At 37.2% G+C, this 16717-nt stretch carries 16 protein-coding genes; 12 read left to right on the top strand and 4 right to left on the bottom strand.

What is annotated here, in order from left to right:
- Nucleotides 1-225: 225 nt before the first annotated feature.
- Nucleotides 226-1416 (bottom strand): N-acetylglucosamine-6-phosphate deacetylase, encoded by a 1191-nt coding sequence (gene nagA, locus QNJ50_RS25250; protein WP_300641103.1) that lies wholly within the window; start codon nucleotides 1414-1416, stop codon nucleotides 226-228.
- Between the two features lie 322 nt (nucleotides 1417-1738).
- Between nagA and purE the strand changes: the two genes are divergently transcribed.
- The 3 genes from purE (at nucleotide 1739) to QNJ50_RS25235 (ending at nucleotide 5643) form a co-directional block, all read left to right on the top strand.
- The gene (purE, locus tag QNJ50_RS25245; RefSeq protein ID WP_300641101.1) at nucleotides 1739-2254 is read left to right on the top strand and encodes a 5-(carboxyamino)imidazole ribonucleotide mutase; all 516 of its coding nucleotides are present in this window, start codon (nucleotides 1739-1741) and stop codon (nucleotides 2252-2254) included.
- Between the two features lie 358 nt (nucleotides 2255-2612).
- Nucleotides 2613-2945 carry a hypothetical protein gene (locus QNJ50_RS25240; RefSeq protein ID WP_300641099.1) on the top strand — a complete coding sequence of 111 codons (333 nt, stop codon included), beginning with the start codon at nucleotides 2613-2615 and terminating at the stop codon, nucleotides 2943-2945.
- A 1138-nt stretch (nucleotides 2946-4083) separates the two neighbouring features.
- Nucleotides 4084-5643 (top strand): ammonium transporter, encoded by a 1560-nt coding sequence (locus QNJ50_RS25235; RefSeq protein ID WP_300641097.1) that lies wholly within the window; start codon nucleotides 4084-4086, stop codon nucleotides 5641-5643.
- Between the two features lie 247 nt (nucleotides 5644-5890).
- On the opposite strand, the gene QNJ50_RS25230 is transcribed toward QNJ50_RS25235, so the two are convergent.
- On the bottom strand, nucleotides 5891-6715 hold the full coding sequence (locus QNJ50_RS25230; RefSeq protein ID WP_300641095.1) for a response regulator transcription factor: 825 nt from the start codon (nucleotides 6713-6715) through the stop codon (nucleotides 5891-5893).
- An 850-nt stretch (nucleotides 6716-7565) separates the two neighbouring features.
- Here QNJ50_RS25230 and miaE point away from each other — a divergent pair.
- From miaE to QNJ50_RS25210, 4 genes are all read left to right on the top strand, one after another.
- Entirely contained in the window at nucleotides 7566-8171 is a 606-nt protein-coding gene (miaE, locus tag QNJ50_RS25225) for a tRNA isopentenyl-2-thiomethyl-A-37 hydroxylase MiaE (protein ID WP_300641093.1), read from the top strand.
- Between the two features lie 184 nt (nucleotides 8172-8355).
- Complete coding sequence (locus tag QNJ50_RS25220) at nucleotides 8356-8838, top strand: GNAT family N-acetyltransferase (RefSeq protein ID WP_300641107.1); 483 nt, start codon at nucleotides 8356-8358, stop codon at nucleotides 8836-8838.
- Nucleotides 8839-9462: 624 nt separating this feature from the next.
- Nucleotides 9463-10137 (top strand): ComF family protein, encoded by a 675-nt coding sequence (locus tag QNJ50_RS25215; RefSeq protein WP_300641091.1) that lies wholly within the window; start codon nucleotides 9463-9465, stop codon nucleotides 10135-10137.
- A gap of 186 nt (nucleotides 10138-10323) precedes the next feature.
- Nucleotides 10324-10764, top strand: coding sequence for a PPC domain-containing protein (locus tag QNJ50_RS25210; RefSeq protein ID WP_300641105.1), 441 nt, complete (start codon nucleotides 10324-10326; stop codon nucleotides 10762-10764).
- 89 nt (nucleotides 10765-10853) lie between these two features.
- On the opposite strand, the gene cobS is transcribed toward QNJ50_RS25210, so the two are convergent.
- Entirely contained in the window at nucleotides 10854-11630 is a 777-nt protein-coding gene (cobS, locus tag QNJ50_RS25205; RefSeq protein ID WP_300641088.1) for an adenosylcobinamide-GDP ribazoletransferase, read from the bottom strand.
- 431 nt (nucleotides 11631-12061) lie between these two features.
- On the opposite strand from cobS, the gene QNJ50_RS25200 reads away from it, so the two are divergent.
- The 5 genes from QNJ50_RS25200 to psbM all read left to right on the top strand — a co-directional run bounded on the left by QNJ50_RS25200 (nucleotide 12062) and on the right by psbM (nucleotide 15128).
- Complete coding sequence (locus QNJ50_RS25200) at nucleotides 12062-12514, top strand: hypothetical protein (RefSeq protein ID WP_300641086.1); 453 nt, start codon at nucleotides 12062-12064, stop codon at nucleotides 12512-12514.
- A gap of 71 nt (nucleotides 12515-12585) precedes the next feature.
- Complete coding sequence (gene tgt, locus QNJ50_RS25195) at nucleotides 12586-13719, top strand: tRNA guanosine(34) transglycosylase Tgt (RefSeq protein WP_300641084.1); 1134 nt, start codon at nucleotides 12586-12588, stop codon at nucleotides 13717-13719.
- A gap of 337 nt (nucleotides 13720-14056) precedes the next feature.
- Nucleotides 14057-14194: a photosystem II reaction center protein K gene (locus tag QNJ50_RS25190; protein WP_063800747.1), complete on the top strand. Its 138-nt coding sequence runs from the start codon at nucleotides 14057-14059 to the stop codon at nucleotides 14192-14194.
- 215 nt (nucleotides 14195-14409) lie between these two features.
- Entirely contained in the window at nucleotides 14410-14706 is a 297-nt protein-coding gene (locus tag QNJ50_RS25185) for a 2Fe-2S iron-sulfur cluster-binding protein (protein ID WP_300641080.1), read from the top strand.
- 311 nt (nucleotides 14707-15017) lie between these two features.
- On the top strand, nucleotides 15018-15128 hold the full coding sequence (psbM, locus tag QNJ50_RS25180; protein ID WP_072207695.1) for a photosystem II reaction center protein PsbM: 111 nt from the start codon (nucleotides 15018-15020) through the stop codon (nucleotides 15126-15128).
- A 133-nt stretch (nucleotides 15129-15261) separates the two neighbouring features.
- On the opposite strand, the gene QNJ50_RS25175 is transcribed toward psbM, so the two are convergent.
- Entirely contained in the window at nucleotides 15262-16158 is an 897-nt protein-coding gene (locus QNJ50_RS25175) for a universal stress protein (protein WP_300641077.1), read from the bottom strand.
- Nucleotides 16159-16717 lie beyond the last annotated feature (559 nt).

The following is a 16717-nucleotide window of genomic DNA, read 5'->3' as shown; positions in this document are numbered from 1 at the left end:
CTGCCGACTCAGCCTTGGCGCTCTGGGGTGAGCAACCAGCTTGTTTTAAGGTTTAATAAATCACCTCCTAGTTAAGCAATACCACTATGCGCATCGCAGCGCACCTACGTTACCTTTGGATCCGCCGTCGCCGTAGGCTCTAGCTGCGCTACCTGCGGAGCCGCTACCTACGGATCCGGTACGCTGACGCTAGCTACGCTAACATTACTCATTACTCCTTTTCTCTCATTCCAAACGCTTCCAATATAGTTCTTTACTCTTCTCATCAAAATGCCATCGAATCAATTCCTTTGCTGTGGTATTATCATTCAAACCTGGTAAATATATGGCTTTACGCGGTGCTTCCGTTACCAAGTCAATGGCAGTTTCAACATTGCAAATTCCCCACTTAACTAAATTTTGTGCTCCCACTAATAAGGGTAAAGTTGTCCCAGATAAAGTTCCATTGTGCAATCGAGCAGTACCATCTTTCACTACTATCTCCCGGCTATCCCAAGGATAAGTACCATCAGGTAATCCTAAAGGTGCTAAAGCATCGCTGACCAAGAAAATTCCACCGGCGAATTTGCTCGCACGTAATAATATATTTATCATCGTTGGGCAAACATGCTTACCGTCAGCAATTAAACCGCACATTACTCCTTCGTTTAATAATGCCGCACCTAATAAACCAGGCTCGCGATGGTGCAGTGGTGGCATAGCATTAAAAGCATGGGTTACCATTGTTGCACCTTGCTCAAAAGCTTTTCTTGCTTGGACTTCTGTTGCTTGAGAATGTCCTAAACTAACAGTAATTCCTTGAGAACATAAATATGGAATAACCTCACCAGTTGTATCTAATTCTGGCGCTATAGTAATTATTTTTACTAAATTCGTATAATCGCCTAGGATACGCTTTACTTCTTCTAGTGTTAAAGGTAATAAATACTCTTCAGGATGAGCACCCCGTTTTTCAGGATTTAAAAATGGACCTTCTAAATGAACCCCGATAATTTTAGCGCTGCTTTCAGTTTTTTCTTTTTCATTCGCGATCGCAGCTAAGGAACGGTGAATATTTTCTATGGAGGTGGTTACTAAAGTTGGTAAAAATGCATCTATCCCCATATTCCACAAAAAATGCGATATTTTCGGTAAAATATCGGCATTTTCCGGGCTTAAATCTGGAAATGCTAAACCCAAAGCACCGTTAATCTGTAAATCTACTCCACCTAAAGATACCCAATCGCCACCAAAATCCAATATTTGCAAACCGCTTATCGGTCCCCGTTTAAGGATTGCATCCATTGGAAGTATTTGATCCACTTTACCTTCACGGTTAATAAAAAGCATATGCAAATCTTTAGAACCCGGTAACCGAGCGTTAATAATATTAAAAGGTTTAGGTATAAAATTAAGATTATCTTGGTTTTTAATCATGAATTTTGGCAAAAAATCAATAAATATGAACCGATTTTAGATCCATTTTGAGATTCAAAATCAAGGATGTGGCGCTACGCGCAAGTAAAAAGTAAAAAGTAAGAAGTAAGAAGTAAGAAGTAAGAAGTAAGAAGTAAGAAGTAAATATATGACCTGCGGTCATCTATATATATATAGGACTTACGCAAAATTTACGTAATTGCTTCATTACGTTAGTACTTAGCGGAAACGTACCGGAACACATTATGTGAGATATTTTCTTACTTTTTCCCAGTCGCCAATCCCCAGTCCCCAGTCCCCAATTTCTAATCCCCAATCCCCTATGAACCCTCTTATTAGTATCATTATGGGCAGTGATTCAGATTTGCCCACCATGCAAGCTGCGATCGCAATTTGTGAAGAGTTTCATGTAACTACAGAAGTTGCGATCGTCAGCGCCCATCGCACTCCCCAACGAATGTTTGAATATGCCCAATCCGCACATGAGCGCGGGATAAAAGTAATTATTGCAGGGGCTGGCGGTGCAGCCCATCTTCCCGGTATGGTTGCATCTTTGACACCTTTACCGGTTATCGGCGTTCCCGTCGCAACTCGCAATTTACAAGGAGTTGATTCTCTTTATTCTATTGTTCAAATGCCAGGGGGGATTCCAGTTGCAACAGTTGCGATCGGTAATGCTAAAAATGCTGGACTATTAGCATTACAAATTCTTGGGACACAGCAACCAAAATTATTAGAAAAAATACAGCAGTACCGTAAAGGTTTAAATGATTCTGTGATGGCTAAACAAGAACGACTTGATGAGTTAGGTTATCAAAAATATTTACAAAAATCATAGTAGTACTTTTCATAGCTATCACGATAGTGATAAAGAAATTATTAACAGTTAACCCTCCTCTATCCCAACTACGCTGTTTATCGTTTTCAGGTTTAACTAAACGGTATTGGATTTTTACTGCTGAATCGCAGTGTTTTTGTTGGTTTACCAAAAACTAATATTCGATCGCAAAAAATTAACTCATATATCCCACTTTTGTCACTTTTAAAAGTAAAAATTCCTGTACTTGCGCAAATTAAAGTATATTTTTATTTACTTGAATAAAATCAGGTAAACATTGTATCGGGAAAATCGTATTTAAGTTCGTTCAAATTTTTGTTTTTCAAATTCTTGTCGAAATCAGTGGTAGTGGGGAAGTATGGCTGCGATCAAGGAAAAATCACAAACTAATACTTTAGTAGGTACCACCCTCAAGGATACCTTGGAAGGTTCTGGGGATGATGATTTGCTCCAAGGTTTTGGCGGTAAAGATCTACTTACAGGTGATGACGGAGATGATACCCTCGAAGGTGGTAGTGGCAATGATGCCATTTTTGCAGGTGATGATGATGATTTCCTCAACGGTGGAAATGGAAATGATGAATTTCTCCTTGGTACTCGCTATCGGGTACTAGGTGGAGGTGGAAGGGATCGCTTTTTTGCTTATTCTGGTGGTAATAACACAATTTCCGGTGGTGAAGGTAGTGACTAATTTTGGCTTGCAAATGGGAATATACCAGATTCACCAAATACAATTACTGATTTTCAAATAGGAGTTGATGTATTAGTCAGCAGTGGATTAGGTTTAAGCTTTAAGGATCTCAAACTTTTCCAAGAAAAGGGAAATACAACAATTGCGACTGAGAATACCAAGTTAATAATTTTGCAGGGAGTTGAAGCCCACACCCTAACTGAAAGTCACTTCATCTTCATGTAAGTAATTTTTCGTAAATCATCATTGTAAAAACAGAATTACAGTGTTTTTATACATTTGTATCGACTTACTTCTATATTTTTTATTAGAAGAAATAAACTTAGGAAAATGTATGTAGATTCAACAGTTACCCGTGCTAAAAATTTTTACTTAAACTAAATAAACAAAAATTTAAATTGAGTTTAAAGATTTACGCAATAACTGAAAATTTTAATAAGAAGCTTATTCAAACCAACTATCAATCAAAACACTTTGAAGTTTTTATTTTTGAAAACACTTTATTCGTTTTATTAAGATTTATTTTTATTATCAGTATAAAAAATTTTATTTTCTTAGAAAAGCAAAAATATTATACGTTAAGCAATAATTACTATCTGCACACAAAAGTCAGAGAATCCTGATATTTTAGGCAAAATAAAGGCTAATTTTACAAAAAAAAAGACTGATTTAATGCACCGATGTAGATAAAAAACAGTATCTAACTTTACAGAACATCTGGTGTCCGTAATGCAAATATCAATTGTTACCATTATCATTTATTTGGTAAAGAAAATGACCAAATAAATCTATTTTGTCGTTCAAAGACAATTATTAAAGAATTGATTAAGGAGACATAAAAGTTGTCAAAATTACATAATAATAAAATTTTAAGATTTCTAGTGAAGTAACGTGATTCTATTGACTACTTAGTGGATTATTTGATTTTCTAATTTTAAAGAGTCTTTCGAACAAGCATCTGATAAACAACCAGGATCGAAAGCTAAATTTGTTGCAGTGTAACTTATGTTACTTAATTTCAAGTTGAAGTAAATATAATTAGCTAACTTATATGTACAATCTAGACAAGTTAGTAATCTAGATCGAGTTAGCTATTTTGCTTCAAGTTTTTCTAAAAATAGAAAACTTCGGAGGATAAATGTTAAAAAAGACATCAAGAATCAGGTTAAATGGCAGAGATAAGGGATTATTCCAGGGTATAAAACGGTTATCTCCTGGTTGGCAAGCTTGTATCCCAATCGCTACAGTCATTGTATTGGCATGGGGTTACGCTGCATCAGCACAAACACCTGCAGGAGAGGCTGTAAGTCAAGAAGATTTTGCCAGTCTTAAGGTTGCAGTTGACACTCTTTGGGTAGCCTTAGCAGCATTTTTAGTGTTCTTTATGAACGCAGGTTTCGGGATGTTAGAAACCGGTTTTTGTCGTCAAAAGAATGCTGTTAATATCCTCTCCAAAAACCTGATTGTATTTGCGCTTGCAACCATTGCTTTTTGGACAGTTGGTTTTGCTTTCATGTTTGGTGATGGTAATGCTTTTATTGGTTTAAATGGCTTTTTATTGCAAGGTGCAGATAACAGCCCTTTGACTGGAGAGGCTTATAAAGGCGTATTTAGCGCTTTAAATTGGACAGGAATTCCTTTAGCGGCTAAATTCTTATTCCAACTAGCTTTCGCTGCAACTGCAGCAACTATCGTCTCTGGAGCAGTTGCGGAACGGATTAAATTCGTTGACTTCTTAATTTTCAGTGTCTTGTTAGTTGGTGTTTCCTACGCTATTACAGGACATTGGGTCTGGGGTGGTGGCTGGTTATCCAGTCAAGGCTTCTGGGATTTTGCTGGTTCTACAGTCGTCCACTCAGTTGGTGGTTGGGCTGCTTTAATGGGTGCAATCTTCCTTGGACCCCGGATCGGTAAGTTCCAAAATGGTAGACCTAGCGCGATCCCCGGTCACAATATGAGTATTGCAACTTTGGGTTGCTTAATTCTCTGGTTAGGTTGGTTTGGTTTTAACCCTGGTTCTACAATGGCTGCTGATGGTGCAGCAATTTCTCACATTGCTTTAACAACCAACATGGCTGCAGCAGCAGGTGGAGTAGCAGCAACAGCAACAGCTTGGTTTAGATCTGGTAAGCCAGACCTGTCAATGATTATCAACGGTATTTTGGCTGGCTTAGTGGGAATTACAGCTCCTTGTGCTTTTGTTAACTTAGGTGGCGCTTTTGCTATCGGGATCATCGCAGGTGTTTTGGTAGTTTTTGCTGTTAGCTTCTTTGATAGCGTCAAGGTTGATGACCCCGTAGGTGCGATTTCCGTTCACTTGGTGTGTGGTGTTTGGGGTACCCTAGCAGTAGGTTTGTTTGCGGTTGGTCCAGGAGTCTACTCTTGGTATGGTGCAGATGCTGGTCCTGCTACTGCTGGATTATTTTACGGTGGTGGAGTTACCGCTCTGATTCCACAAATTATTGGTGTTGTGGCTGTAGGTGCGTTCACCGTTGCTTTTAGTGCAGTTGCATGGGCTATCCTCAAAGCAACTTTAGGTATTCGCGTTTCAGAAAAAGAAGAATTGGAAGGCTTGGATATCGGCGAACATGGAATGGAAGCTTACAGTGGCTTCCTAAAAGAAACTATCCCAACTGGATTCTCTGATTCTGGTCACCATGATGGCATTTCACAGTCCGGAGAACCAAGTCGCTCATAATTTTCTAAAAATAGCCTTGAGTTGTTATTTTCTAATTAGAGTTTAAATGCGAATTTGAATTTCAACTAATATTAGCCTCCTTTTGGAGGCATTTTTTATGGTTAATTCTGCGAGATACTACTGATATGATGTTATATCTGCAAAAATTACATTTATCCAAGAGTTGTATATTCATGACGATTGCGGTGCGTTACGGCGCGACAATAAAGGTAATCAAAAAAATATTCTCTTGCGCGCCTAAGACACCCTACTTCAAATTTGCTCTGTAAACATTTTCGTAGTGTTTATGAGAATTTCTCCAAGCGTGAGGGGTTGTTCCATGGTGTTGACGAAACTGGCGAAAGAAATGAACCGTGCAGTTATAGCCGACTTGAATTGCAATATCTTCAACTTTTAAATCAGTTTCTAAAAGTAAAGAGCGTGCAGCAACCATACGACGTAGAATAATCCATTTTTGCACTGTTTGTCCGGTCAAAGTTCGTACCAAATGAGTTAAATAAGTTGGAGTATAACCAACTTCAACAGCCACATCATTCAAAGTAATTGATTGGTTATAATTAGCTTCAATAAACTCAAACACTTTACTTATTTGGGGAACTGAAGGAAAAATAGATTTTTGGGTGAGCCGTTTGGTCTTGATATTTCTATCTAATGACGAATCTGTCAATACTTTTAACTTCTGAGTATAAAAGTTTTTGAGGATATTTTGTCTTTCCAAACGAATAGCGATCGCCTTTAGTAAAGTATCCAAGCTACAAGGTTTAATTAAATAGTCATCTGCTCCTAGTTCCATTGCTTTGCGAATATCAGCCTTGCTGATGTTGTGGGTGAGAAAAATGAATGGAATATGCAGAGTGGAAGATTGTTGACGCAGTATAGTTAAAATATTGTAACCATCTATTTGGGGTATATCGATTTCACTAATAATTAGATCGGGTAATTCTTCTTGTGCCTTTTGAATAGCGACAATTCCATTTTTTGCACCTATGGCATAAAAACCCCTATCCTTGAGCTTATTGAGAAAAATATTTCTAGTTAAAGTCTTATTTTCAATCACTAAAATCTTTTTCACTGTTTCCCCCTTTGACAATAACCCCGACAAATGAAAAATTTCAAAGCATTACTTTGAGTAATAAATAGGAAACACAGCAAATTAATTTACAAAAATATCTCTACAGTGCAATCACTCTAGTATTTATTTCTGAATCATTATCATGTTGGTCAATAGACTACATTGAATTTATAAAAAATCTGATACAGCAATTTAGATGTATTTAAAAACACCTGTACACAAAGTTTTTCATATTTTAAATAATTCAAATCAATGATACTAAATAATCGTGCGATGTATTCTCATACACAATTAATCGCTTATTCATTGGAATTTTGAAAGTTTAGGATAATCTTTGAATTTGGTTTGGTAGGAAATTGTTTATTTAGGACTTAATATTATTCATCAGCGTAAAATCAGTTTTTTACAGGAAATAAATAACAAGTGTTACATTTCGTAACAATATATTTTTTGGGGAATTTAGGCATTAAAATGAATAGTTAAATTGACTATTTTTCTAGTGTTTAGATTATCAATATTTAGTTATTTCTGATTAGCATTCAATTCTTTATTTAATTGTGATTTAAGTTTTTATTTCCTAGTGACTTGAGTCACACATCAATGGAATCAATCCTTTCAATATCTGAATTAAATATTTAGTTTGGATTGTTTACTATCTAAATATAAACCTGGGAGTTAATTCCACTTGCTCGCAGCTTTGCTGTGTGTGATCGCTTTGTTAATGCAATATTACCAATTGACAATTAGCCATTACTCATTCATTACCAATCCTGGCAAAAACCATAAATTTACAACCTGATCGCATAACAGGCACAATACAATTAAATGACTGAGCGGAGTTTTGTAAATCTTGAGTGTCCTATCTTCTGAATTTCCAGTAATTAACGCCCTAAAAAAACCTACAAGTGATGCGTGGGTAGAACAAGCAATATCCAACCTAGATATAATACTTCTTGATCACTCTCAATGCGAACGTAAAGCAGCAGGATCTGCATTGAATATGATGTTTCGCTATCCTTCCAATGCAAAAATGGTAAGGGAGTTAACCAAAATTGCTAAAGAAGAGTTGGAACACTTCGAACAGGTAAATCAATGGTTAGATCGTCGAAATATTTCTCTACGTCATTTGACACCACCACCTTATGGTGCAGCTTTAAAAGCCAATCTTCGTTCCCAAGAACCCAATCGATTTTTAGATGCTTTACTTGCTAGCGGTTTAATTGAAGCTCGTTCCCACGAACGTTTGGGGTTATTAGCAACCCATTGTCCGGAACCAGAACTAGCCAAATTTTATCGCGGTTTAATGGCGTCAGAAGCACGACATTTTGGAACTTTTTGGGTGTTAGCAGATACTTATTTTGACCGTGAAATTGTCATTCAGCGATTGGATGAATTGGCTGAAATCGAAAGCGAGTTACTGGTAAATTTGCATCCAGAACCGAGAATTCATAGTTAGGTTGTTGTTTATGGGTAATTGGTAATTGGTAATGGGTAGTTGGTAATTGGTAATGGGTAATGGGTAATTGGTAATGAGTTAGTAATTAAAATAAATATTGTAGAGATGTTGTAGAATCTACGGCGTTGACGTTAACTTCTGTAACATCTCTACAGGACTAATCCATTCATAAATCAAAATGACAATTAAAAGTCAATACAAAGATTTTTTAATTAGAGATTGGCAAATAAAAGACCGGACTGTTGCGGCAGAACTCATACACTCTGTATTATCCGAGTATAACTTGGGTTGGGAACCCGAAGGTGCAGATCTAGATGTATTGCAAGTAGAAGAGTGTTACTTGCAAAATGGAGGTGAATTTTGGGTAATCGAACGCCAGAATGAATTAGTTGGTACTGCAGCATATTACCCCATTGATCGCGGCAAAAATAGCGTTGAAATTCGCAAAATGTATCTTTTACCACAAGCAAGGGGCTGTGGATTAGGGAAATATTTGTTACAACAGTTAGAAGCTGCAATTATTAGCCGTGGCTTTGAACAAATTTGGATTGAAACTGCTAGCGTTCTAGCAGAAGCTGTCAAATTGTACGAACGTTATGGCTACGAACCTGCAACTGGAGTAGAAACAGAAAGATGCGATCGCGTCTACCTCAAATTACTTAATTAGGATTTATGAACACAAGTCCTGAATTTATCGCCTTTGGACGCACTGCGTGTATGACTAAAGTCACGCTACCTCTAACAGCTTGCTGCGTGCAAACGGCGGAAGAAAGAAGGAAGAGGGAAGATGTAAGAATTAAGTTTAATAAAAACAGTACAACCGTTCGCGCAGCGCGGCCTATACTTCTTTATGGAGCAAATGGGTTTAAGACCCCCTGTGCTAACGCCCCGCTGAGAAGACCGTCCGTTAGGGCGCGGCCTGCGTATGAAACGGTGTCCATAATTAGTTGGGGTCATAAACGTAGTACTGGCGTTAGCCAAACCCCATCTAATTGTTCGCTTCAGCGCGTGCAAACTTCTTCCCTCTTCCTTCATACTCCTTCCTTCGTTTATTCAAAGTTAAATATTCGATTTTATAAAATAAATGTGTTAGGCAATAAAATATGTTAGGCGTAATTCACAACGCATTAATTATCATGAGTAAGAATATAAGATAAATCATTTTTCGGGATTACTTTATTTAACTTTTCCCAATAAATACAAAGATAAATTTTAATAATTTAAAATTAAAAAAATTAAGATTAAAGATTATTGAGATTAAAGATTATTGAGATTAAAAATCATTGAAAAAATGCAAGCTTTTAAAAATTATTTCAAAGCCTTACTAAATTCTTTTTTAGAATCTAATTGCCCCTTGTGCGAGCGCCCAAGCTCAAATTTATTATGTAAATACTGTACGAAGCAATTAGATAAATGTACGATACCCCAACCAAGTTCTTTGTGGCAAAAACCTTTACCAGTGTTTGCTTGGGGGAAATATGGTGGTGCATTAAAGCGAGCGATCGCAGCCATGAAATACGATAATCATCCAGAAATTGCAATTCTTTTAGGTCAATTACTAGGAGAATCGTGGTTATTGCATACTCCATCACCAGAACATAAACCTATTCTTGTTCCAATTCCTCTACATCCACACAAACAAAAACAAAGAGGTTTTAATCAAGCGGCTCTAATTGCAAAAGGTTTTTGTGAAATAACTGGACTCAAGGTAAAAGCAAAAGGTTTAAAAAGAGTAAGAGAAACTGAAGCACAACATAGTTTATCAAGCTCTAATAGGAGCAAGAACCTAGCTGGGGCTTTCTCTATTGGACAGGATTTATATAAGATTCCACGACAGCCAGTACTATTAATAGATGATATATATACCACAGGTGCAACTGCGAAATCTGCGATCCAAACACTTAGAGATTCGCAAATCTCTGTCTTGGGAATAGCAGCTTGTGCTGCGGCTCTAAAAACTGATTAGATCCGGGTTTCAATTAAAATTTATTTAAAAGTTAAATGTAAATTTAAATTTAGGTTTAGATTTAAATTTATGTTCAGATTTCCTAGGCAGGAGATAGTAATAAAAACTATAATTAACCAGATTATCTTATACATATTTGATATTTTTGTGGAAAAACTGTTTGGGGTAAAAAGTGAGGGTTTGGGGATGGGTATTCAGAAAGTTGCATTCATCCCAGCAGCACTAACAATAATTGCAATGAGTATAACTTCAGCCTTTGCTCAGCAAGTTAAATTGTATAATCCAATTCCCTTAACTACCGGGAAGCAAGTATCTGACTCCCTCTCAGATAAAGATATTCCCACAGGTCAAGGTGGATTTGCTCGTGATTATTTAGTGCAATTACAAAAAGGTGATAATCTGGCGATCGACCTCTCCTCCGATAGCTTTGACAGTATTATCACTTTACTATCCCCCAATGGTTCTACGGTTGCAGAAAACGATGATGGACCTGATGGTAGTAGTAATTCCCTTTTATTTACCCGTATTGCAAAAACTGGAACTTATATCGTTCGCGTTCGTTCTTTTGGTGAGACTGGAGGTGGAACTTATAAATTAAGGGTAACGCGATTAAAACCTGTCAAGTAAAAATGTAGTATTAATCACTAATAAACCTTTAGTAATTACGGATTAATAATTACAAGCAATCTAAAGAAAATATCCTAGAAAAATAAGAACTAGGTAAAAATTGTAAACACAGATAGTGTTAAAGCTTCAGTCCACTCGACAACCGCACCGTAAGTATCTCCGGTATGTCCGCCCAGTTTGCGACCGAACCAAGCGCTAACTAATGTGGCGATCGTACTTCCTGTAACAGTCATAACTATTCCCAGGACTAAGCTTTCCTGTTCTAGAACAATTGATAAAAAACCCGTAATTGAAATGAGTACGCATCCAGGAATTAAATCCCAATACGATCCAAATGCTTCTTTATGAATAGCTCCCTTACCAGTTGGTTTCAGATAAGGATAAAATACAATGGCAATTTGTTGTCCCCATCTTCCCCAACCACAAGCTACCATTAAACACAACCAACGAAATTTTTGTATATCTATCAATGCAGACGTCTTAATTAGTATGATGACAATAGCAGCCATTGCCCCAAAAGCTCCAGTGGCACTATCGGCCATAACTTCCAAGCGTTTTTGTGGGTCTCCAACTGCTAATCCATCAGCCGTATCCATTACTCCGTCCAGATGCAAACCTCCAGTAACCATAATCCATATTGCTATGACTAAAGCACTTCGAGTAAATACTGGTACACCAACATGATTCATCCCTATGTCCAGTATTCCCAAAATTCCTCCAATTATTAATCCTATAACTGGAGCTATTTTTGCCACCTTGCTAAAGTCTAAACCAGAAACATATGGTAAAGGGATAGAAGTGTAAAAAATAATTCCTGCAATCGCTTTAAATACTAGTGATTTCCACCACTGAACCTGGTCTTGCATTTTGGTAAGATTGATTAAATGTAAATACTGAATGAGATTTGAGATATTAAAAATGATGCTTCAAAGTCTGGCAAAATTACTAGTGTTATTTATTAAAGCTTTAAATAAGATTGACTAGTTAGATAAATCCACTGAGAAAAACTTTGTTATGCTGGTTGCAGTGACATTAATTTTTGCAGTATAAAATAAAACTATTCAGTGCGTATTGGAGTGAAATATTCAGTAGTCAAATTAGTAAACATATCTCAAGCGTCAATGGGAGTTTTTCATGTATCATCCTCCAGTAAAAGACTAATTTTATGTTTGCCGTGTTACTGCTCTTCGAGATTGATTATTATTTAAATGCTACGAATTTTAATAAGGCTGTAAACTTTAATGTTGAGCTGTGTAGTAATCCGCCAAAAGTTGATTCCCTATTTAATATTTAATATATGACTTACCATCTACCTGAAGCCAAGATGCCAGCTCCTTGCATAGTTAACACAGGCACCATTGTTAACAAACTTGACATGCAACGATTGCTTAACGATTTGGGTCACGTACGCTACGTGTATACTCGAGAAGGAACCCTGCAAAGCGAAGGTGAAGGCGATGTAATGGAAGTATTTGCAAATCCCCAACGATCGACCCTAGTAGCTAACCATGCTTTATACCTAAATGTCCATAGTTTTGATCTTCTGGAATTAAAAGAGTCTCCAGAAAAAGAAACTTATTTTGACTTGGTACAGGAAGGAAGCTGCTTGCGTTTAATTCCCCTTTCTACACCCATGGAAGAAAGACGGGAACGTTCTCTCAATTCCAATGCAATCGAAGTTGTCATGGAGCAGTTGCTATGTGCAAAATGGGATGCAGAATTTGATGATGACAATTGCGATTTATTCTAATGTGTCTCAATAAGAATGTGCTTTAATAAGGTGAATTGTAAAACCGAAGAATTTTCAGTTTCCAAGATATTTTGAGCACAAACTTTTCTTTCGAGTACATTACTGGCTGTAGCCAGACGAAAGCTAGAGTAGGGGTCTTTCATACACCCCATGGAGCTGTTGAAACTCCAAGATTCATGCCTGTAGGAACTCTAGCAAATGTTAAGACGTTAACTCCGGCTCAATTAAGAGATACGGGCGCACAGATGATATTGTCCAATACTTATCATCTACACTTACAGCCCGGTGAAGGAATTGTCGCTGGTGGTGGAGGTTTACATAAATTTATGGGCTGGGATGGTCCGATTCTTACCGACTCTGGTGGGTTTCAAGTATTCAGTCTCAGCGAAATGCGAAAAATTAGCGAACAAGGTGTTAAGTTCCGCTCTCCCCATGATGGACAAATTATTGAACTAACGCCAGAACGTTCGATTGAGATTCAGAATATTTTAGGAGCTGACATCATTATGGCATTTGATGAATGTCCTCCTTACCCTGCAAGTCGTGAAGAAGTTGAAACAGCGACGGAACGTACCTATCGTTGGTTATTACGCTGTATAGAAACTCACAAGCAACCCGAACAAGCTTTATTTGGTATTGTACAGGGAGGAATCTATTCAGATTTACGTTCCCGAGCAGCTAATGCGTTAACCGAGTTGGATTTACCTGGTTATGCAGTTGGTGGGGTTAGTGTTGGAGAAGAACCTGAATTGATTCACGAAATTGTTCGGGTAACAGCTCCTTTACTACCTGTAAATAAGCCCCGTTACTTGATGGGTGTAGGAACCTATCGAGAAATCGCAATTGCGATCGCAGCAGGAATAGATTTATTTGATTGTGTCATTCCTACTCGATGGGCGCGACATGGTACTGCGATGGTGCGAGGGGAACGTTGGAATCTGAAAAACGCCAGATTTCGAGAAGATTTTCAACCTTTAGATGCAGATTGTCCTTGTTATACTTGCAAAAATTTTACACGCGCTTATATATCTCACCTAGTTAGAGCGCAAGAGATTCTAGCTTATACATTGCTGAGCATACATAATATTACTGAAATTATTCACTTTACTCAAAAGATACGACAAAGCATATTGCAGGGTTCTTTTGCTACAGATTTTGCCCATTGGTTAAATACTGATAGTGCGGTTGAATTGGAGCATGGGTGATTGGTAATTGGTAACTGGTAATTGGTAATTCACGCCTTATGTGAATTAGAAGGTGAAATAACGTAAATTCGTGAGAATAATCAGAAACCTGATTTAAGCCGGTTCTTGAAACCCTTGATATTACAAGGCTGAATTTAATTCACATTAGCCGTAATTCTTCACTCCTTACTCCTTACTCATTACTTACTTACTCATTACTTACTCATTACTTACTCATTACTCATTACTCCTTACTCCTTCTTTCGGCTTCCTATACCTGATGGAGTCTAAAGCATGTTAAGATACATCTCAATTATGAATATGAAAATCCTGTTCAATTAGGTGGATATAAACGAAAATGGAAGCTGTATTATTTTTAGCAGACTTACCGGAAGCTTATCAAATTTTTGACCCATTGGTAGACGTTCTCCCAATTATTCCTGTATTCTTCTTACTTCTTGCTTTTGTATGGCAAGCTGCAGTGGGTTTTAGATAATTTAATTTCTTGTTTGATATCTTTCAGACAGGCAATGTGCCTGTCTTATTTTTTAGATTTTTTTGTTAAAAGATATTTTGTAACTCAGCCAAATTAAAATAATTTGATAATTATTAATACTTTGTAATAAATTACAATAATAATTTAGGTTGTTGATTTAGCAATCGACAAATATGAGCTTTACAAGGTAATTTACATTTCTAGAGGTATAAATTATGGGTGGTATAAGGTTCGTCAAGGAAGATAAAGAAGTAGTCGCTGCAACCGGAGCAAACTTACGCCTCAAAGCAATGGAAAACAGCATTGATATATATAAAATGTGGGGCAAGATGATGAATTGTGGTGGATACGGTCAGTGTGGAACTTGTGCCGTAGAAATAGTTTCAGGAATGGAAAATCTTTCTCCACGCACTGATGCTGAGAATAGGCTATTGAAGAAAAAACCAGACAATTATCGCCTTGCTTGTCAAACTTTAGTTAATGGACCAGTTGAGGTCATTACTAAACCATAATTTTTACTATTTTTTGCTAAAAGTCCTTACATAGACCGAGAAGTCTTGTGTAATGGTATCCTAAAAATATTACGGTTTACTGGTAACCCCAAAACATACTGGGGAATAAATTCACTGGTAACTAGTAGCTGTTAGCAAAGCGCGACGCGTTAACAAAGCGTTAGCAAAGCTGGGCGTAAGCACAGACGTCAGTGTCTACAGCGCATTAACTATAGTCCGTAAGGGCATGGTGGTTAGAGCTAGCGTAACGTTAGTCTACGCCATTAACCGGTCTCCGATCGTTGCAACTGTTAAATAAAGGGTTTTAAGGTATGCAGACTAATGACTTGGGGTTTGTGGCTAGCATTTTATTTGTGCTAGTTCCATCTGTCTTTTTAATACTTCTTTACACTGTAACTGTTAGCCGTGAAGGTAACAAATAAAGTTAATACTTTTTTGATTTTGGTACCTGATTTTTGTGCCTGATTTTTTTAATTTAAATTTTGTTTCAAAATAAGGAATCCCTACACCACAGGTGTAGGGTTTTGTTTATCAACCGCTAAATATATATTGGCTTTAATCTGATGATGTACGTGCTAACAAAACAGGACAAGAAGCGTTAACGCGAACATAGTCAGACAAAGATGAACCAAAAAGTCTATCTAAATCAACAAAGCTTTTTGCAATTGAAGGACGTCTGTCTGGGGAACCCATTAGTAAAAGGTCGGCATTCCAGTCACTCGCTAACCGACAAATTTCTTGACCTAGTCTGCCGGTGCTAGTAAGATACCCTTGCTGACCTTCACCACCGCTACTAAGAATGCAACGGGGTTCTACACCATATTTACGAGCGATCGCAGCAGCTTCAGCCAATGCTGGATTTGATTCTGGCTTAAGGTCTGGTATATCTTCACTTTTTTTACCAAGCCATTCAGTGTTTATGTTAACTAGAATTAACTCTACTGTGTTCTGAACATCCTTTAAAAAGAATAATCCCAAATTCAAGCAAGTTTTAGCAGCTTCAGATCCATCGATCGCCACCATGATCCTTTTAATTCTTTTAACATAGATGTCATCTTTTACCAATAGCATTGGACGAGATGACAGTTGAAACACATATTGGCTAACTGAATTTGCCAAAATTGATTGCAGTCGTTTTAGTCCTCTCGAACCCATGATTACTAGATCTGCATCAATTTCTTGGGCTACTTGACCGACAACATCTTTTGGTTCACCCTGGCGAAGAACCGAGGAAATTAGTGTGGGATTGAGCCTCAGGGACTGAATGGTATTGGCAAGAATTTTGCCACCTTCTTCCCATTTTAAGGTCATGGTTTCAGCCGTTGTTTGGGGAGGGACAACGTGTAAAACCGTGATTTTTGTTCTTTGCAGTGATGGAAGTTCCATCAAGGTTTTGAGCATTTCTTCCGCATTTCCGGATCCGGAAACAGCCAGTAAAATGTTTTCTATCATTTTGAATCCCACGATCTAAATTGCTTTGGTATTTGCCGATGGTGCACGAATCAGCTTTGGCTTTTACTGCCTTGCTCAAAACATAGAAAAGCTTTATGGTGCAATTAATTATGGTGCAAATTAATCTTCCACAAGCTTTATCGAGTATTTTCAAGCATAATTGACACGATTTATGCCCATTATCCTCTCAATTGCCTGTTTACACCTAATAATTGAAATTTTTCAATTTTAGCTTTGCTTACACCATCCAGCATACTCCAATTTTTTATTGAGTAAACTTCAAAAATTATGATTTAGGTGAGTATCATTAGTCCATGTTTATGTATCGAAAAATATACTTATTTAAACAAACAAAAAGAAGAGTGGAGAAAAGATTTTTTTATTATTAATTACCTGAATTTCAGTAATTAGAAAAAATTATGAATTAGTAAAACTGAAAACTCATAATACCAATTTGGAAAAATAGTGAGACAAATAAATTTTGTAGAGACGCGACATGATGACCTAACGGTCACGCTTCGCTAACGCGTCTCTACGGGATAATCTGTTGCAATGATTT

It is taken from the genome of Mastigocoleus sp. MO_188.B34, from assembly GCF_030065675.1.
Lineage (GTDB): Bacteria > Cyanobacteriota > Cyanobacteriia > Cyanobacteriales > Nostocaceae > Mastigocoleus.
The sequence above is the reverse complement of the archived record's forward strand: the minus strand, read 5'-3'. Positions and strand labels throughout refer to the sequence as shown.

Bases quoted from the DNA above. Each gene is read 5' to 3' on its own strand.
- nagA (WP_300641103.1), bottom strand. From the start codon at position 1,416: ATGATTAAAAACCAAGATAATCTTAATTTTATACCTAAACCTTTTAAT.
- purE (WP_300641101.1), top strand. From the start codon at position 1,739: ATGAACCCTCTTATTAGTATCATTATGGGCAGTGATTCAGATTTGCCC.
- QNJ50_RS25240 (WP_300641099.1), top strand. From the start codon at position 2,613: ATGGCTGCGATCAAGGAAAAATCACAAACTAATACTTTAGTAGGTACC.
- QNJ50_RS25235 (WP_300641097.1), top strand. From the start codon at position 4,084: ATGTTAAAAAAGACATCAAGAATCAGGTTAAATGGCAGAGATAAGGGA.
- QNJ50_RS25215 (WP_300641091.1), top strand. From the start codon at position 9,463: ATGCAAGCTTTTAAAAATTATTTCAAAGCCTTACTAAATTCTTTTTTA.
- QNJ50_RS25210 (WP_300641105.1), top strand. From the start codon at position 10,324: ATGGGTATTCAGAAAGTTGCATTCATCCCAGCAGCACTAACAATAATT.
- cobS (WP_300641088.1), bottom strand. From the start codon at position 11,630: ATGCAAGACCAGGTTCAGTGGTGGAAATCACTAGTATTTAAAGCGATT.
- QNJ50_RS25200 (WP_300641086.1), top strand. From the start codon at position 12,062: ATGACTTACCATCTACCTGAAGCCAAGATGCCAGCTCCTTGCATAGTT.
- QNJ50_RS25190 (WP_063800747.1), top strand. From the start codon at position 14,057: ATGGAAGCTGTATTATTTTTAGCAGACTTACCGGAAGCTTATCAAATT.
- QNJ50_RS25185 (WP_300641080.1), top strand. From the start codon at position 14,410: ATGGGTGGTATAAGGTTCGTCAAGGAAGATAAAGAAGTAGTCGCTGCA.
- psbM (WP_072207695.1), top strand. From the start codon at position 15,018: ATGCAGACTAATGACTTGGGGTTTGTGGCTAGCATTTTATTTGTGCTA.
- QNJ50_RS25175 (WP_300641077.1), bottom strand. From the start codon at position 16,158: ATGATAGAAAACATTTTACTGGCTGTTTCCGGATCCGGAAATGCGGAA.